Below are 14,877 nucleotides of genomic sequence, written 5' to 3'. Positions count from 1 at the left end.
AGGCCAGCAACTGGCCAGCGAGTCACGGCAGGTCTTCGCCCCCTACTTGCTGCACGAAGGCATAGTGCTCCGCCACGGGTACGGGCTTGCGTGCACTGGTCTGCACCGCGCCCTGTGCGGTGAACAGAAAGGGATAAAAGCTGAAACAGCTGTCGCCATCCAGGGCCGCCACATCGCGCTGCCACCCCTCCCAGCGCAGATCGCGGTAGAAGTCGCCCAGCCCATCGCTGAAAGCCCATTGCACAAAAGCCGTGTGACCTATCTCCAACGACTCCCAGGCCAAGGTGTCCGGCGCGAGGTAGTGGACCTTGCCCAGATCCTCACCCAAACCACCGCCATTGATGGCAAAAAAGCCACCCACGGCATCATCCGCAATCAACAAGAATCCATGGCTGCGCCCCTGGTTCCAACCATGCAGCTGGCGGGTGAGCCGGGGATGGCCCGAGCCCAGCATGCGCAGCCAGCCGCCATCGACCAGGATGCCGCCAGTGCCATGCGCCAGCGCCCCCAGCGGGGAGCGAGTGGTTACCTGGAGCGCCAGCAGCACGGCGTCCCGCTCTGCCGAAGGGGGCAGTAGCTCCACGGGGACGCGGGCGTCTTGGGCCCAGGCTTTGATCAGTGGCAAAGCCGGATCATGCGCATCCAGCAGCGCGTCCAGTGTTCGCATCGATTTCCCTTATGACGGTGCTAACAAGGGCTGCATTCTGGCATTGCGGCGGATCCATCCAAGGCAAAGTCCACGGCCGCCAGCGCATGCAGTCTGGTGCTGTCCAGCACGGGCAATGCGCTGTCGGTGGGCTGGATCAGCAGCGTGATCTCCGTGCAGCCCAGCACCACGGCCTGCGCGCCGCGTGCGGCCAGGTGCTGAATGATGGCCTGGTAGCGTTGGCGCGAGCCCGCATCAATGACGCCGGCGCACAGCTCGTCATAAATGATGCGATGCACCTCGCTGCGCTCCTCGGCATCGGGCACCAGCACCTGCAGCCCCCATTGCTGCTCCAGGCGTTCGCGCAAAAAAGGCTGCTCCATGGTGAAGCGCGTGCCCAGCAGGCCAATCGCGCTCGCACCCATGGCTTGCGCAGCACGGCCCACGGGGTCGGCAATATGCAGCAGTGGAATGGGCACGGCCTGCTCCATCGCCGCGGCCACCTTGTGCATGGTGTTGGTACACAGCACCAGCCCATCGGCGCCGCCACGGTGCAGGCGCTGTGCGGCATCTGCCAGGATGGCAGCCGCATCGTCCCAACGGCCTTCGCGCTGGGCCAGCTCAATGGCGCCAAAATCCACGCTGTACATCAACAGCCTGGCCGAGCGCAGCGGGCCCAGGCGGCGGCGCACCTCCTGGTTGATCTGCTGATAGTAGAGGGCGCTGGATTCCCAGCTCATCCCGCCCACCAGGCCGATGACGCGGGGAATGTCCGGAAGCAATGTGGTGTGTGCTGTCATGCCGCCAGTGTCCTGGGAGTGGCGCCCATGGTCTATCATGAAATTTCACCTCGCCCTGCCGCCCTTTCCATGCGCGATTCGCCCTGTTTACAAGCCCCTGCGCCTGATCAGCTGATTCAGGTGGAACTGCTGGCGCGCAAGGCCTACAGCGGCAGCGACCCTGCGCGCATGCACGCGCTGGGTATCGCGCTGGAGCGCCAGCGCGGCGTGCATGCCATTGGCTCTGACCGCCGCCAAGACTTTGACACCTGGCCCGGTACGCTGTCGTACACACCACCCGGTGTCGATGTCTTTTCCGAATCGGCCGTGGGCGGCGAGTACCTGGTGCTACGCTGGGCCTCGGACGATGTACTGTCCAACGCCGGCATGCCGCAGCGCCGCCACTCCTGGACGGGCCAGGCCAAGGCACTGGCGGCATCACAGCGCCTGCGCCACGCCCTGCTGGCAGCCGAGCCAGACCGGCTCGCCGTGGAAGAAGCGGCATGGGAATTTTTGGCTGGCCCCATCCCCCCCACACGCATCTCCAATCCAGTCCAGCAGGCCTGCTACCGGCGTGTGCTGGACCGCATCCATGCCGAATTCGACCAGCCCCTCACCCTTGCCGATCTGGCAGGGGCTGAGAGCTTGCAGCCGCTGCAATTGCTGCGCGGCTTCACCCGGCAGGTGGGTATGACACCCCATGCCTTCATCGTCGAAACCCGCATGCAGTCGGCGCGTGCGGCCTTGCGCGCAGGCCATGCCAGCCTGGCCGACATTGCCCTGGACTGCGGCTTTGCCCACCAATCGCACATGGGCGCAGCCTTTCGCAAGCTGCTGGGGCTGACGCCCATGCAATACCGACAGCTGCAGCGTATTCAGCCCCTGCAAGACAGGCCCTTGGCACTCAAAAAACCATAGCAGCCATTGCGTAAGAGTGTGTTCACGATCTCAGGACCGATCCGTCGCAAAGGCGAGATACCCCCTATCGATTTACCCCATGAAAGCATCCACACTGGCGCAAATGACGTGTGAATGCGGCCGGGAGCCGGCCTGCCAGCGTTGCTTGCATCTGTGCAGACGATAGGCAGCGAGCGTGGTGTACCGCGCCGCCCATGCCCTGGATGGTGGATTCCCCCAACGATAAGGAGACGGACTTGTCTTTGAAAAAACGGATGCTGGGCACTCTGACCATTGTGGGTGCTGCCGCCGTGGGCGGCTGGTTCAGCCTGGACAAGGAGACGCGGGGGCTTTTGGCTACGGTACCGACCAATCGCGATGTGCTGTTCTGGACGCAGCCGCAACGCGACGCCGCCTTTCGCGCGTTGGACCGCATCCCCCTGCTCGCCAAGTCCCATGTGGTGCCGGCCAGTGGCACCGTCTCCCCCTTGCCCCCAGGCGCGCCGCTCAAGCTCAAGAGCGATGTGGATGCCTATATGGCGGGCCAGCGCAGTGCCGCGCTGCTGGTGGTGCATGACGGCAAGCTGCGACTGGAGCGCTATGGCCTGGGCTTTGATGGCACGGGGCGCTGGACCAGCTTTTCCGTCGCCAAGTCGTTCACCTCCACGCTGGTGGGTGCTGCGGTGAAGGATGGCTTCATCAAGAGCCTGGACGACAAGGTGAGCATCTACATTCCCGAGCTCAAGGGCTCGGCCTACGACGAGGTGAGCGTGCGGCAGCTGCTGACCATGACCTCCGGCGTGAAGTGGAATGAAGACTACGCCGATCCCAACTCGGACGTGGCCAAGTTCAACAACCACCAGCCGGAAAAAGGCATGGAAGCCCTGGTGAGCTATATGCGCAAACTTCCGCGCGAAGCACCGGCCGGCACCCGCTGGCTGTACAGCACGGGCGAGACCAATCTGGTGGGTACGCTGGTGCAGCAGGCCACCCAAAAGCCTTTGGCCACCTATCTGGCCGAGAAGGTCTGGGGCCCTGCGGGCATGGAGCAGCAGGCCACGTGGATTGTGAGCAAAACCGGCAAGGAGATTGGCGGGTGCTGCGTGCAGGCCTCGCCACGCGACTATGCCCGCCTGGGCCTGTTCATACTGAATGGCGCCAAGGTCAACGGCCAGAGCATCGTGCCCGATGGCTGGTGGGCCGAGGCGAGCACCAAGCGCACCGAGATCGGCCTCCCTGGGCGCGGCTACGGTTACCAGTGGTGGACCTATGACGATGGCAGCTACACGGCCCGCGGCATTTTTGGCCAGGGCATTTTTATCGACCCCCAACGCAAACTGGTGATCGTCTCCAACGCCAGCTGGGCCGGCGGGGCGCGAGACCCGGAGGCCACCGCAGCGCGTGAAAGCTTCTACCGCGAGGTGCAAAAAGCCATCGACGCAGAAGGAGCGCTGCCGGCCCGATGACGGATGCGCCGGTGGCCACTGCTGCCCCGGACTTCGCATGACGGGGCCCAGCCGCCAGCGTCAGCCGGCTTTGCCGTGACCGCTTTGGGCCTGGCACTCCCCCGCTCCGCAACCCGCTCCCCAACAAAAAGGCCTTGCCGCAGCAAGGCCTGGTCGCGCGAGCGCAGCCGCAAGAACGGCTTTACTGCACCACGCTGGACGCTGGCGGCTGCGTGGCCGCGTCGGCAAAGAGGCGGGCCGCGTCGATGGCGTCGAAATGGTATTGCTGGCCGCAGTAGTCGCAGCCCACTTCCACATGGCTGCGTTCGGCCACGATGCTGTCCACCTCTTCCTGGCCCAGCGAGCGCAGCATGTTCTGCACGCGTTCGCGGCTGCAGGTGCAGGCAAAGCGGGGGCCGGTTTCCTCGTCCTGCTGGGGGGCAAAACGCAGCAGCTTTTCCTCCCAGAACAGGCGGTGCAGGATGGTCTCCACATCCAGGCTCAAGAGCTCGTCACGCGTCAGGCTGGCGGCCAGGTGGGCGATGCGGTTGTAGTCTTCGTTGAAGCCGTTGCGGTCATCGCCCTGGGCGTCGCTTTCGGTGGCGCCGGCCAGATTGGCCTCGCCCTTGACCGGCATGCGCTGGATCATCAGGCCGGCGGCCACCTGGTCGTTGGCAGCCAGCACGATGGTGGTCTCCAGCTGCTCGGACTGCAGCATGTAGAACTGCAGCGCGTCCTGCAGGCGGGCGAACTTCTTGCCGTCGGCGTCCTGCAGCGGCACCACACCCTGGTAGGGCTGCTGGCCGGGGCGGCGGTCCTTGGGGTCCAGTGTGATGGCGCAGCGGCCACCGCCCTGCAGGTTCACCAGCTCGGGCAGGCCGTCGCCATCCGCCACGGCAGCTTGCACGCTGGCGGTGGCGCGCAGCGTGAGGTCGGAGTTCACATCGGCCACGGCCAGCTTGACCGGGCCGTCCCCCATGACCTGCAACACCAGCGCGCCGTTGAACTTGATGTTGGACTGCATCAGCACGCCGGCGGCCGCCATCTCGCCCAGCAGCTCGCGCACGGGCGTGGCGTAGGGGCCTGTTTCGGTGTTGCTGGCACGGCGGCTCAGGATTTCCTGCCAAGCATCGGTCAGGCGCACGATCATGCCGCGCACCGGCTGGCCGTCGAAAAGGAATTTATGCAGTTCAGACACGCTGTCTCATTTCTCAAAAAAAGCCCGGCAGTTCAGCCGAGCTTGCGCAAGCCGCTTTTGAAGCGCTGCGCATTCAGTACATAGTGGCGTGCGCTTTGGCGCAGGCCTTCGATCTGTTCCGGGCTCAGCTGGCGCACCACCTTGGCGGGGCTGCCCAAAATCATGGAGCCATCGGGAAACTCCTTGCCCTCGGTGACCAGCGAACCCGCGCCCACCAGGCAGTTCTTGCCGATTTTCGCCCCATTGAGCACCACGGCGCCAATGCCGATCAGGGATTCATCACCAATGGTGCAGCCATGCAGCATCACCTGGTGGCCCACGGTGACGTTGGCCCCAATGGTCAGCGGCGCGCCGAAATCGGCATGCAGCACGCTGGCGTCCTGGATGTTGCTGCCGGCGCCTATGGTGATGTGGTCTGTGTCGCCACGGACCACGACTCCGAACCATATGCTGGCGTCTTCGCCCAATTCAACCCGGCCCATCACCTCGGCGCTGTCGGCCACCCAGGCCGATGCGGGAATCACTGGCGCCACGCCGTCAAGTTCGTAAATTGCCATGGGGGACTGTCTCCATTGGTTTTGTTGTGGAACCTAAAATTGTAAAGATGGAGCTACGCCACCGTGCCTTGGAGGTCTTGCGCCTCACGGACCCCGAACAAAAAGCCCTTGCAGCGCTTGATCTACATGCGCAGCAAGCTCTGTATTCCATAGCAGCCGATGCACAGCTGCCGGCCATGGACCCGGCCGCGCTGCCCGGCCGCCCGGAACGCCCCCCGCTGCGCCACCACACCGAGGTGGCCCGCCGCGCCCCGGGCACAGCCGAAGGCCGGGCCGTGCTGATCCATGCCATTGCCCATATCGAGTTCAACGCCATCAACCTGGCGCTGGATGCTGTGTGGCGTTTTGCCGGCATGCCCGAGCCCTATTACCGCGACTGGCTGCAGGTAGCGGCCGAAGAAGGCAAACATTTTCTGCTGCTGCGCGACCACCTGCGCCAGCACCACGGCCAGGACTATGGCGACCACCCGGCCCACCAAGGGCTGTGGACCATGTGCGAGAAGACCGCCGACGACATCACCGCCCGCATGGCCCTGGTGCCGCGCACGCTGGAGGCGCGCGGCCTGGACGCCACGCCGCAGATCCAGCTCAAGCTGCGCAATACCAAGGCCGTCGATGCCCTGGCGGCCGTGGACATTCTGGACATCATCTTGCGCGAGGAAGTCGGCCATGTGGCCATAGGCAACCACTGGTACCGCTGGCTGTGCCAGCAGCAGGGGCTGGACCCCGAGGCGCTGTACCTGGAGCTGACGGCGCGCTACGAGGCCCCGCGCCTGCGCCCGCCCTTCAACACCGCAGCCCGTCTGCAGGCCGGCTTTACCCAGGCCGAGCTGGAATGGCTACAGCAGGTGATGTAGCAAGGTTTTGACGCAAAGCATCGACAAGAGCGGCACATGTGCTGCATGATGCCCGGCGTTTGCTTCCCCTCTGTCTTTGCCGCCTCGCTGCGGCAGAGACCCTGTCTTCATGAGCCCGCCGCCGTCTTTCGAGCCCCCGTCTGCTGCTGCCCCGCCTCCCGCTGCTGAGGTGCCCCGTTCGGGCGCCATGATTGCGCGCCAGGCCATCGTGAACCAGGCAGGCGATGTGGTGGCTTATGAGCTGTTCAGCCGCTCCCGCAGCCCGGCCGCGCACAGCGCCCCCCAGGATGTCAGCCTGATCTTTGCGGCCCTGGCCCATACCGGCGGCGAAGACCCGGTCAATTTCCGCCCCCTCTTCGTCAAATGCTCCCACGAAAGCATGGCCAGCGGCCAGCTGGAGCTGGTCAGCCCCGAGCGCGTGGTGCTGGAAGTGGCCTCGCTGGGCTCGGCCGCCACCAGCGAGGTGCAGGCCCGCCTGCCCATCTTGCGGGCCTTGCGCCTGCGGGGCTTTCGCCTGGCCTTTACCCACACCGTGCTGGAGTCGGCCTATGCCGCCTGGCTGCAGCTGGCTGACTACATCAAGCTGGACCTGGGTGTGCTGCGCGACGGCCAGCTGGCCGTTCTGGTCGGCTATGCCCAGCGCCACACGCCGGCGCAAATCGTGGCGGAACGGGTGGACAGTGCCCAGCAGCACGCCATGCTGCAGTCGCTGGGCATTCGCTACTTCCAGGGCTTTCCGTTTGCACGGCCGGCCCCGGTACAGGCCCGCATGCTGGCGCCCGCCCAGGGCTACACCATCCAGCTGATCAATCTGCTGCGCCAGCAGGCCAAGCCCGAAGCGATCGAGGAGGTGCTGAAAAAGGACGCGGGCCTGTCCTTCAATCTGATGCGGTTGATCAACTCCGCCGGCCTGGCGCTGGCGCGCGAGATCACCTCCTTCCGCCAGGCCGTGCTGCTGCTGGGCCTGAAAAAGCTCTTCCGCTGGGCTGCCCTGCTGCTGATGGCCTCCAAGTTTGGTGATCTGCCCTCTTCCGTGGGGCAGACCGCCGTGGTGCGCGGCCGGCTGATGGAGCTGCTGGCCCTGGAGCTGCTGGGCGAGGAAGAGGCCGACCAGGCCTTTGTCGTGGGCGTGTTCTCGCTGCTGGACATGATGCTGCACATCCCCATGCCCAAGGCCTTGCAGCTGGTGCAGGTGCCCGATGCCGTGAGCGCCGCCCTGCTGCGCCGCGAAGGCGTGCTGGGCGAGCTGCTGACCCTGGTCCAGGCCTGTGAGGACCGCAGCCAGCATCTGCACCACCGCTCGGCCACTTTGTCACGGCTCAGCGATGCGCAAATCAACCACGCGCACTTGCAAGCGCTGGCCTGGATGGACAATCTGGCGACCTGAGCACGCCCCGCGCTGTCTGCGAGGGTGGCTCTGCCACCATCGCCATGCCCGAGCCCAGCCACCACACCGCCCCAGCACCGCAGCCCGGCGACCCGCGGGATGCAAGCACCGCCATCATTGCGCGCCAGCCCATCGTCAACGCCCAACGCGAAGTCTTTGGCTACGAGCTGTTTGACCGCTCCACCCCCGCCCATGCCCACACCGCCGCCAGCGATGCGGCCCTGCTGGTCAACGCCCTGTCCTATGCCGGCGCAAAAGCCCTGGTCGGCCACAAGACCGTCTTCATCAACTGCACCCTGGCCAGCCTGGCCAGCGGGCATCTGGAGCTGATCCACCCGGACAAAGTGGTGCTGGAGATTCCCACGCTGGGCGATGCGGCCACGCCCGAACAGGTGGCGGCCCAGCTCACCACTTTTGCGCAGTTGCGCGCACGCGGTTTTCGCCTGGCCTTTGACCAAAGCCTGCTGCGTCGCAGCCATGTGGGCTGGCTGCCGATGGCGGCCTTCATCAAGCTGGACATGCGCCAGGTTGCTGCAGGCCAGGCCGAAGCCCTGGTGAGGTTCGCCCGCCAGCACACACGCGCCGACATCGTGGCCGAGAAGGTGGAGACCCAGGCCCAGTTCGAGTTCATGCAGGCCCTGGGCGTCACATTGTTCCAGGGCTTTTGGTTTGCCCAGCCCGATGTGGTGCACACCAAGACCATGCGCCCGGGACAGACCACGGTGCTGCAGCTGATTGACCTGGTGCGCAAACAGGCCGAAATCGGGGAGATCGAGGCCCTGCTCAAGCGCGATCCCACGCTGTCCTACCACCTGCTGCGCTTTATCAACAGCTCGGGTTTTGGCCTGTCCTGCGAGATCACCTCGTTTCGCCATGCCGTGGTGATTCTGGGTCTGAAAAAGCTGTTTCGCTGGGCAGCCCTGCTGCTGACCACGGCCAGCGCCGATTGCCCGGTACCAGCCGTGGGCCACACAGCCGTGGTGCGCGGCCGCTTGATGGAGTTGCTGGCCCGGGAGCTGCTGCCGCCCGAAGAGGCCGAGCATGCCTTTGTGGTGGGCGTGTTCTCGCTGCTGGACAGCATGCTGAACCTGCCCATGACCCAGGCCCTGGAGTCCGTCTCGCTGCCCCAGCCCGTGCGCGATGCCCTGCTGCACCGCAGCGGGGTGCTGGCCCCTTTTCTGGCGCTGACCCTGGCCTGTGAACAGGGGGATGACCAGGGGTTTGCCCACTCGGCCCATGTGCTGCAGCTGTCCAACCACCAGGTCAACTGGGCCCATTTGCAGGCGCTGGCCTGGGCCGAGGCCTTGGCCGCAGCACCCGAATCACCCAAGACTAAATAGCAATCAAAACCGCACCGAGCGCAGACCACAAGCGCTTCGACAGCTCTCAAAACCGCAGCTTCAGGGCTGAGCCGCCATGGCCATGGCCATGGCCATGGCCATGGCCATGGCCGGCCGGTTTAGAGTGGCTAACACCACCGATCCACGAAGCGCGCGCAGATGATCGCTGCCGCCAATTTCAGCAGCGCTTCGTGGATATCCAGCCGTCGTTCAAAGCGGATTCGCAGCTTGCCAAAGCCTGCAAACCAGCTGTGCGTCCTCTCCACCACCCACCGATGTTTGCCCAGCCGCTCGCTGCTCTCAATGCCTCGTCTGGCAATTCGGCCCATGATGCCCCGCTGCCTCAGGTGGGCTCGGCATCGCTTGAAGTCGTAGCCTTTGTCGGCGTGCAGCTTTGCCGGTCTTCTACGGGGACGTCCTGGCAGGCCAGCAATCGCAGGAATCGCGTCCACGCACCTCTCGAACATCTTGGAGTCGTGCCGGTTCGCGCCGCTGACCAAGATCACCAGCGGGATGCCTCTGGCGTCTACAACGATGTGTCGCTTGGAGCCGAGTTGCCTCTGTCCGTGGGGTTTGGGCCCGTTTCCTGGCCCCCCGGGGGCTTGGTACCGAGGAGCCATCAATGCTGGCCCGGCTCCAATCGATTTGGTCATGTTCACGCAAGCGAGTCAGCATGGCTTGGTGCAGCTGCTCCCAGACACCAGCGGCGTTCCAGTCGCGCAGGCGCCGCCAGCAAGTCATGCCGCTGCCGTAGCCCAGGGATTGGGGAAGGTCTTCCCATGGAATGCCTGTTTGCAGCACGAGCAAGATGCCGTTGAGGGCAGCTTCATCGCTGATTGCGAGTTTGCGCGCACCGCCTTTGGCAGAAGGCACGAAGGCTGGGATCAGGGGTTGTAGCTGTCGCCACAGTTCTTTGCTTACGGGTCGTCGTGCCATGAGGGCAGCGAGCATAACCGCTCTGCGAGGCCCTCTGGAGAAGTGGTGTTAGCCACTCTTACTCCAAGGCCATGCCCGAGGTCTGGATGATCTTGGCGTTCCCGGCCGACTCGGTCGCAATCTGCTGGGCAAACGCGGCCGCACTGCCACCGGTGGCCACGTTGTCGCTGGCCTTCAGGCGCTGCTGGATATCTGGCTCGGCCAGGGCCTTGTTGACTTCGGCATTCAAGCGATCCAGCACATGCCTGGGCGTGCCCGCCGGTGCAAAAATGCCGAACAGCGAGCTGCTGTTGGCTGCGGGGTAGCCCAGCTCGGCCAGAGTGGGCACCTTGGGCAATGACTCCAGACGCTTGGGCGCCCCCACCGCCAGCGGTGTGAGACTGCCGTTTTGAATATGCGGCATCACCGTGGGACTGGCATTGGTGGACAGGATTTCATACTGCCCACCCAGAGCATCGTTGAGCTGCTGACCGCCGCCCTTGTAAGGCACATGGGTGATATAGACCTTGGCCTGCAGGCGCAGTTGCTCCAGCACGATATGGCCCAGCGAAGCCAGACCGGCCGTGGCCCAGCGCACGCTGCCCGGATCCTTGCGCGACTGCGCCAGCAGCGCCGCAAAGCTGCCGGCCTTGTTGGCCTTGGTGCCCAGAATCAGCACCGGCGAATACATGACGCTGACCACGGGCGTGATGTCCTTGTGCGGGTCAAAAGCCATCTTGCCCAGGTGTGGGCTCAGCGCCAGCGGACTGATGGAGGAAAAGCCCAGCGTATAGCCATCGGCCGGGGACTTGGCCACCTGGTCCAGGCCAATGGCGCCGCCGGCACCGGCCTTGTTCTCAATCACCACGGCCTGGCCCAGCTGGGCCGAGAGCTTGTCGCCCAGCGCTCGCGCCACGTTGTCGCTGACCCCTCCTGCGGGGTAGGACACCACCATGCGAATCGGGCGGCTGGGCCAGGCACCGTCGGCCACATGGGCAGCCTGCGCAGACAGGGAAGCAGCAGCGGGCAAGGCTGTCGCCAGGGCACAAGCCAGCCATTGGCGGCGCGAAAAATCAGTCATGAACCTATGCACACAGGAATATCGATGCGCCGATTTTTCCGCAGCCGCGATGTCCCTGGCGCCGCCTCCAGTGCTTCGCCGATTTGACATCGGTTCAAGCGGCAATTCGACAGCGGCCGCACACACACTTCATGCGCAGCGATACCCATGCCTAACCGCGCGGATGGTGCTGGGCGTGCAACTGCCTCAAGCGTTCGCGCGCCACATGGGTGTAGATGGTGGTGGTGGAAATATCCGCATGGCCCAGCAGCATCTGCACCACGCGCAGATCGGCGCCATGGTTGAGCAAATGCGTGGCAAAGGCATGGCGCAGCGTGTGGGGGGACAGCGGCGCCGTGATGCCGGCAATGGCGGCGTATTTCTTCACCAGGGTCCAGAACATCACCCGCGTCATGCCGCTGCCGCGCCGGGTGACAAACAGGGCATCGCTGTGCTGCCCGCCCAGCAACTCGGCGCGGGCCTGCTGCAGATACTGCTCCATCCAATGCTGGGCCTCCTGGCCAAAAGGCACCAGCCGCTCCTTGCTGCCCTTGCCCATGACCCGCAGCACACCGGCGCGCAGGTCGACCTGAAACAGCGGCAACTCCACCAGCTCGCTCACACGCAGGCCGCTGGCATACATCAACTCCAGCATGGCGCGATCGCGCAGGCCCAGCGGATTGCCCAGATCGGTCGCCTTCAGCAGGCGCTCCACCTGCTCGGCCGTCAGCGTGTGCGGCACACGCGGCGGCTTCTTGGCGGGCTGCAAGCGCACCACCGGATCCTGATGGATGCGGCCCTCGCGCAGCGCCCACTGAAAATAGCGGCGCAGCACGCTCAAACTACGGTTGGCGGAAGTGGCCTTGCTGCGCTGGTCCATGCGGTGGGCCAGATAGCCCTGGAGATGGGCCTCCTGCGTGGCATCCAGCTCCACCGCGGCATGCACTTGCTGCAGCCAGCGCAGGTACTGCGTCAGATCGCGGCGGTAGGCCTGCAGGCTGTTGTCGGCCAGGCCGTCTTCCAGCCACAGGGCCTCGATAAAGGCGTCTACGGCCGATTGACTGGCCTCGCTCAGTGCATTCGGCTCGCTTGGCGCTGGGTTCGGTGTTGCGTCCATGGGCTGATTGTCGCGCCTGCCGGCCGCGTCCCGCCGGGCTACGGGGAGCGGCTCAAAAGGGGGTATCAAGCCACCGCAGCGTCTGCCCGCAGCTGGGCAATCTCGACCTCGTCGTAGCCCAGGCCCTGCAGCAACGCGGCCGTGTGCTGGCCCACCGTGGGCGGGTTGTGGCGCACGGCCAGGCGCTGGCCATCCATGCGCAGCGGCAGCAGCGTGGTGCGCGCGGTCTGGCCGGCACGCTCGCCATCGGGCAGCACCACTTCGGCCAGGCCGCCGGTGGCGTTGAGGTGTGGGTCGTCAAACAGCTGCTCCGGCCGGGAGATGGGGGCAAATGGCAGCTGGTGCTGCTCAAAGATGGCGGCCAGCTCGGCGGCCTTGTGCTGGGCCAGCCGCTGGCGCAGCAGCGGCATCAACGTGGGCCGGGCACGCACGCGGTCGTTGTTGCTCTGCAGCTGGGCATCGTTCTTCAGGTCCTCATAGCCCATGGCATCGCAGAACACGCGCCACTGCGCATCGCTGACGGCAGCCAGAAAAATCTGTTCGCCATCGCGGGCGGTGAACACGTCGTACATGGCCCAGGACGAGATGCGCTCGGGCATGGGCGCTGCGGCCTGGCCGGTGACGGCGTACTGCATCATGTGCTGGCCCACCAGGAAGACATTGTTCTCGAACAGGGCCGCATCGACCTCCTGGCCCTTGCCGGTCTGGGCACGCTGCATCAAGGCGGCCATGGCACCGATGGCGCCGAACATGCCGCCCATGATGTCGTTCACGCTGCTGCCGGCGCGCAGCGGATCGCCCGGGCGCCCCGTCATATAGGCCAGGCCTCCCATCATCTGCACCACCTCGTCCAGGGCGGTGCGGCGCTCGTAAGGACCGGGCAGGAAGCCGGTGTGGTTGACATAGACCAGACCGGGGTTGAGCTGGCGCAGCGTGGTGTAGTCCAGGCCGTATTTCTGCATCACGCCGGGTTTGAAGTTCTGCAGCACCACATCGGCCGATGCTGCCAGGCGAATCGCCACCTGCAGGCCCTGGGCGCTGCGCAGGTCGATGGCAATGCTCTGCTTGTTGCGGTTGAACATGGAGAAAAAGCCCGCACCCGCGCCCAGCAGGTGGCGCGTGCGATCGCCCTCCAGGGGCTCCACCTTGATGACCTCAGCGCCCAGATCGGCCAGCACCATGCCGCAGGACGGGCCCATCACCATATGGGAAAACTCCACCACGCGAATGCCTTGCAGAGGCAAAGACTTGGCGGCGGGGGTGGAGGCAGAAGAGTCAGTCATATCAGTATCCAGAGCGCTGGCCCCACACGCTGTGCAGCAGTGCAGCAGTGCAGCAGCGCATGCAAGCGGCGCACACCAAGGCCAGGAACAGCAAGCGAGGCCGCCCTTCAGCGGGGCCGCCGCCCCCGGAGGGAGAAGGGGCGAGGCGGTTCAGGGCTTGTATCTGCGGCCCATTGTAGAAAGCCCCCATGGTCATGCTCCTCACCTGGCCCCACCATTTGGGAAGCTGCCGCATTCCCAAGAGCGTGTTTCCAGTCTCTACACCGTCAGCTGGGGCGTGGCCCACTTGCAACACTTGCGGCTTTTTTGCCTGTTTTCTGCACTGTTTGCATGAATGCTCTACCTCTCGAGCTACCAAACTTGTAGCAGAATGCGATCCACGCTATATTCATTCCGACTTGACAGAGGGCCGCCCAAGGCCCTTTACCTCATCAACGACATGCGCAAGGAGAAGCGTCCATGAGCTCCAAGGAAAACGCCGCCATCAACCAGCTTTTTGAAAAGCTGGAGTGCCGCTACGCACTGCGTGTGCTGTGGGCGCTGCGCGACGGGCACCCCCAGACTTTCCGTTTGCTGCAAGACAGCGTGGGCGGTATCACCCCCAATACGCTGAACACCCGCATCAAGGAGCTGCGCGAGTGCGGCCTGCTGGAGCATGGCAGCGACGGCTACACCGTCACCACCCAGGGCCATGACCTGCTCAAACGCCTCAGCGACGTACAGGCTTTTGCCACGCGCTGGGCGGCAGCACGCGCCAAGAAGTAAGCTTTAGCGCTTGACCCCATCGGCCGCGCTGATTTTGGCGCGGACCGGACCACCATCAGGCCCCGGGCATGCCCGCAGGCCTGATTGTTTTGTTGATGACTTTCAAGGACTCCCAATGGCCCTGACCACCACCGCCTCCGGCCTGCAATATGAAGACACCGTCGTGGGCGAAGGCGCCGAAGCCGCCCGCGGCAAGAACGTGACCGTGCACTACACCGGCTGGCTCTACCAGGACGGCGTGCAAGGCGCCAAGTTCGACTCCAGCAAGGACCGCAACGACCCCTTCGTCTTCCCCCTGGGCGCCGGCATGGTGATCCGTGGTTGGGACGAAGGCGTGCAAGGCATGAAGGTGGGCGGCCAGCGCACCCTGATCATCCCCGCCGAGCTGGGCTATGGCGCCCGTGGCGCCGGCGGCGTGATCCCCCCCAACGCCACGCTGAAGTTCGACGTGGAGCTGCTGGCCATCTAAGCCCAGCGACCCATGCACCAAGGCGCCTCAGGGCGCCTTTTTCATTGCTGCATCGATAGGCCAATAGGCGACAGGGCAGCCGGAGCGGTCCGGCGCCATGCAGCCATCAGGCGCGACGCTGGCCCGCAGACAGTATCGAGATACGGCAAGGGCCAGCAACAA

The 14,877-nt window shown here is 65.0% G+C and carries 14 protein-coding genes and 1 pseudogene; 7 read left to right on the top strand and 8 right to left on the bottom strand.

All coding sequences use genetic code 11. The annotated features are described in order from the left end of the window. Positions 1-22: 22 nt before the first annotated feature. Positions 23-667, bottom strand: coding sequence for a DUF2625 domain-containing protein (locus ACA027_RS07050; RefSeq protein ID WP_370681690.1), 645 nt, complete (start codon positions 665-667; stop codon positions 23-25). 20 nt (positions 668-687) lie between these two features. Next, on the bottom strand, positions 688-1,446 hold the full coding sequence (locus ACA027_RS07045) for an aspartate/glutamate racemase family protein (RefSeq protein ID WP_370681689.1): 759 nt from the start codon (positions 1,444-1,446) through the stop codon (positions 688-690). Positions 1,447-1,515: 69 nt separating this feature from the next. Here ACA027_RS07045 and ACA027_RS07040 point away from each other — a divergent pair, with 69 nt between their 5' ends. Together ACA027_RS07040 and ACA027_RS07035 are read left to right on the top strand one after the other, a co-directional pair. Next, complete coding sequence (locus ACA027_RS07040) at positions 1,516-2,343, top strand: helix-turn-helix transcriptional regulator (protein ID WP_370681688.1); 828 nt, start codon at positions 1,516-1,518, stop codon at positions 2,341-2,343. 236 nt (positions 2,344-2,579) lie between these two features. Beyond that, complete coding sequence (locus tag ACA027_RS07035; RefSeq protein WP_370681687.1) at positions 2,580-3,788, top strand: serine hydrolase domain-containing protein; 1,209 nt, start codon at positions 2,580-2,582, stop codon at positions 3,786-3,788. 181 nt (positions 3,789-3,969) lie between these two features. Here the strand turns inward: ACA027_RS07035 and ACA027_RS07030 are convergent, their stop codons facing one another. Next, entirely contained in the window at positions 3,970-4,965 is a 996-nt protein-coding gene (locus ACA027_RS07030) for an Hsp33 family molecular chaperone HslO (protein WP_370681686.1), read from the bottom strand. 32 nt (positions 4,966-4,997) lie between these two features. After that, complete coding sequence (locus tag ACA027_RS07025; protein WP_370681685.1) at positions 4,998-5,522, bottom strand: gamma carbonic anhydrase family protein; 525 nt, start codon at positions 5,520-5,522, stop codon at positions 4,998-5,000. A gap of 47 nt (positions 5,523-5,569) precedes the next feature. Here ACA027_RS07025 and ACA027_RS07020 point away from each other — a divergent pair, with 47 nt between their 5' ends. From ACA027_RS07020 to ACA027_RS07010, 3 genes are all read left to right on the top strand, one after another. After that, entirely contained in the window at positions 5,570-6,379 is an 810-nt protein-coding gene (locus ACA027_RS07020) for a ferritin-like domain-containing protein (RefSeq protein ID WP_370681684.1), read from the top strand. Positions 6,380-6,488: 109 nt separating this feature from the next. Continuing rightward, entirely contained in the window at positions 6,489-7,766 is a 1,278-nt protein-coding gene (locus ACA027_RS07015; RefSeq protein WP_370681683.1) for an EAL and HDOD domain-containing protein, read from the top strand. A 44-nt stretch (positions 7,767-7,810) separates the two neighbouring features. After that, on the top strand, positions 7,811-9,106 hold the full coding sequence (locus ACA027_RS07010; RefSeq protein WP_370681682.1) for an EAL and HDOD domain-containing protein: 1,296 nt from the start codon (positions 7,811-7,813) through the stop codon (positions 9,104-9,106). Positions 9,107-9,234: 128 nt separating this feature from the next. On the opposite strand, the pseudogene ACA027_RS07005 reads toward ACA027_RS07010, so the two are convergent. The 4 genes and pseudogenes from ACA027_RS07005 to ACA027_RS06990 all read right to left on the bottom strand — a co-directional run bounded on the left by ACA027_RS07005 (position 9,235) and on the right by ACA027_RS06990 (position 13,481). Next, positions 9,235-10,042 (bottom strand): annotated as a pseudogene (locus ACA027_RS07005) (IS5 family transposase). Positions 10,043-10,100: 58 nt separating this feature from the next. Next, entirely contained in the window at positions 10,101-11,102 is a 1,002-nt protein-coding gene (locus ACA027_RS07000; protein ID WP_370681681.1) for a Bug family tripartite tricarboxylate transporter substrate binding protein, read from the bottom strand. A gap of 151 nt (positions 11,103-11,253) precedes the next feature. Next, positions 11,254-12,198 carry a site-specific tyrosine recombinase XerD gene (xerD, locus tag ACA027_RS06995; RefSeq protein WP_370681680.1) on the bottom strand — a complete coding sequence of 315 codons (945 nt, stop codon included), beginning with the start codon at positions 12,196-12,198 and terminating at the stop codon, positions 11,254-11,256. 65 nt (positions 12,199-12,263) lie between these two features. Continuing rightward, positions 12,264-13,481, bottom strand: a complete 1,218-nt coding sequence (locus tag ACA027_RS06990; RefSeq protein WP_370681679.1) for a CaiB/BaiF CoA transferase family protein — start codon at positions 13,479-13,481, stop codon at positions 12,264-12,266. Positions 13,482-13,940: 459 nt separating this feature from the next. Here ACA027_RS06990 and ACA027_RS06985 point away from each other — a divergent pair, with 459 nt between their 5' ends. Both ACA027_RS06985 and ACA027_RS06980 read left to right on the top strand, forming a co-directional pair. Beyond that, entirely contained in the window at positions 13,941-14,246 is a 306-nt protein-coding gene (locus ACA027_RS06985) for a helix-turn-helix domain-containing protein (RefSeq protein WP_066539105.1), read from the top strand. 115 nt (positions 14,247-14,361) lie between these two features. Continuing rightward, positions 14,362-14,715: an FKBP-type peptidyl-prolyl cis-trans isomerase gene (locus ACA027_RS06980; protein WP_370681678.1), complete on the top strand. Its 354-nt coding sequence runs from the start codon at positions 14,362-14,364 to the stop codon at positions 14,713-14,715. Positions 14,716-14,877: the final 162 nt, after the last annotated feature.

Origin of the sequence: Comamonas sp. GB3 AK4-5 (genome assembly GCF_041320665.1) — a bacterium.
Lineage (GTDB): Bacteria > Pseudomonadota > Gammaproteobacteria > Burkholderiales > Burkholderiaceae_C > Comamonas.
This window is presented reverse-complemented; position numbering and strand designations above follow the sequence as displayed.

Coding starts and splice junctions, on each gene's coding strand:
- ACA027_RS06990 (WP_370681679.1), bottom strand. CDS start 13,481: ATGACTGACTCTTCTGCCTCCACCCCCGCCGCCAAGTCTTTGCCTCTG.
- ACA027_RS07045 (WP_370681689.1), bottom strand. CDS start 1,446: ATGACAGCACACACCACATTGCTTCCGGACATTCCCCGCGTCATCGGC.
- xerD (WP_370681680.1), bottom strand. CDS start 12,198: ATGGACGCAACACCGAACCCAGCGCCAAGCGAGCCGAATGCACTGAGC.
- ACA027_RS07050 (WP_370681690.1), bottom strand. CDS start 667: ATGCGAACACTGGACGCGCTGCTGGATGCGCATGATCCGGCTTTGCCA.
- ACA027_RS06985 (WP_066539105.1), top strand. CDS start 13,941: ATGAGCTCCAAGGAAAACGCCGCCATCAACCAGCTTTTTGAAAAGCTG.
- ACA027_RS07040 (WP_370681688.1), top strand. CDS start 1,516: ATGCGCGATTCGCCCTGTTTACAAGCCCCTGCGCCTGATCAGCTGATT.
- ACA027_RS06980 (WP_370681678.1), top strand. CDS start 14,362: ATGGCCCTGACCACCACCGCCTCCGGCCTGCAATATGAAGACACCGTC.
- ACA027_RS07000 (WP_370681681.1), bottom strand. CDS start 11,102: ATGACTGATTTTTCGCGCCGCCAATGGCTGGCTTGTGCCCTGGCGACA.
- ACA027_RS07020 (WP_370681684.1), top strand. CDS start 5,570: ATGGAGCTACGCCACCGTGCCTTGGAGGTCTTGCGCCTCACGGACCCC.
- ACA027_RS07025 (WP_370681685.1), bottom strand. CDS start 5,522: ATGGCAATTTACGAACTTGACGGCGTGGCGCCAGTGATTCCCGCATCG.
- ACA027_RS07015 (WP_370681683.1), top strand. CDS start 6,489: ATGAGCCCGCCGCCGTCTTTCGAGCCCCCGTCTGCTGCTGCCCCGCCT.
- ACA027_RS07010 (WP_370681682.1), top strand. CDS start 7,811: ATGCCCGAGCCCAGCCACCACACCGCCCCAGCACCGCAGCCCGGCGAC.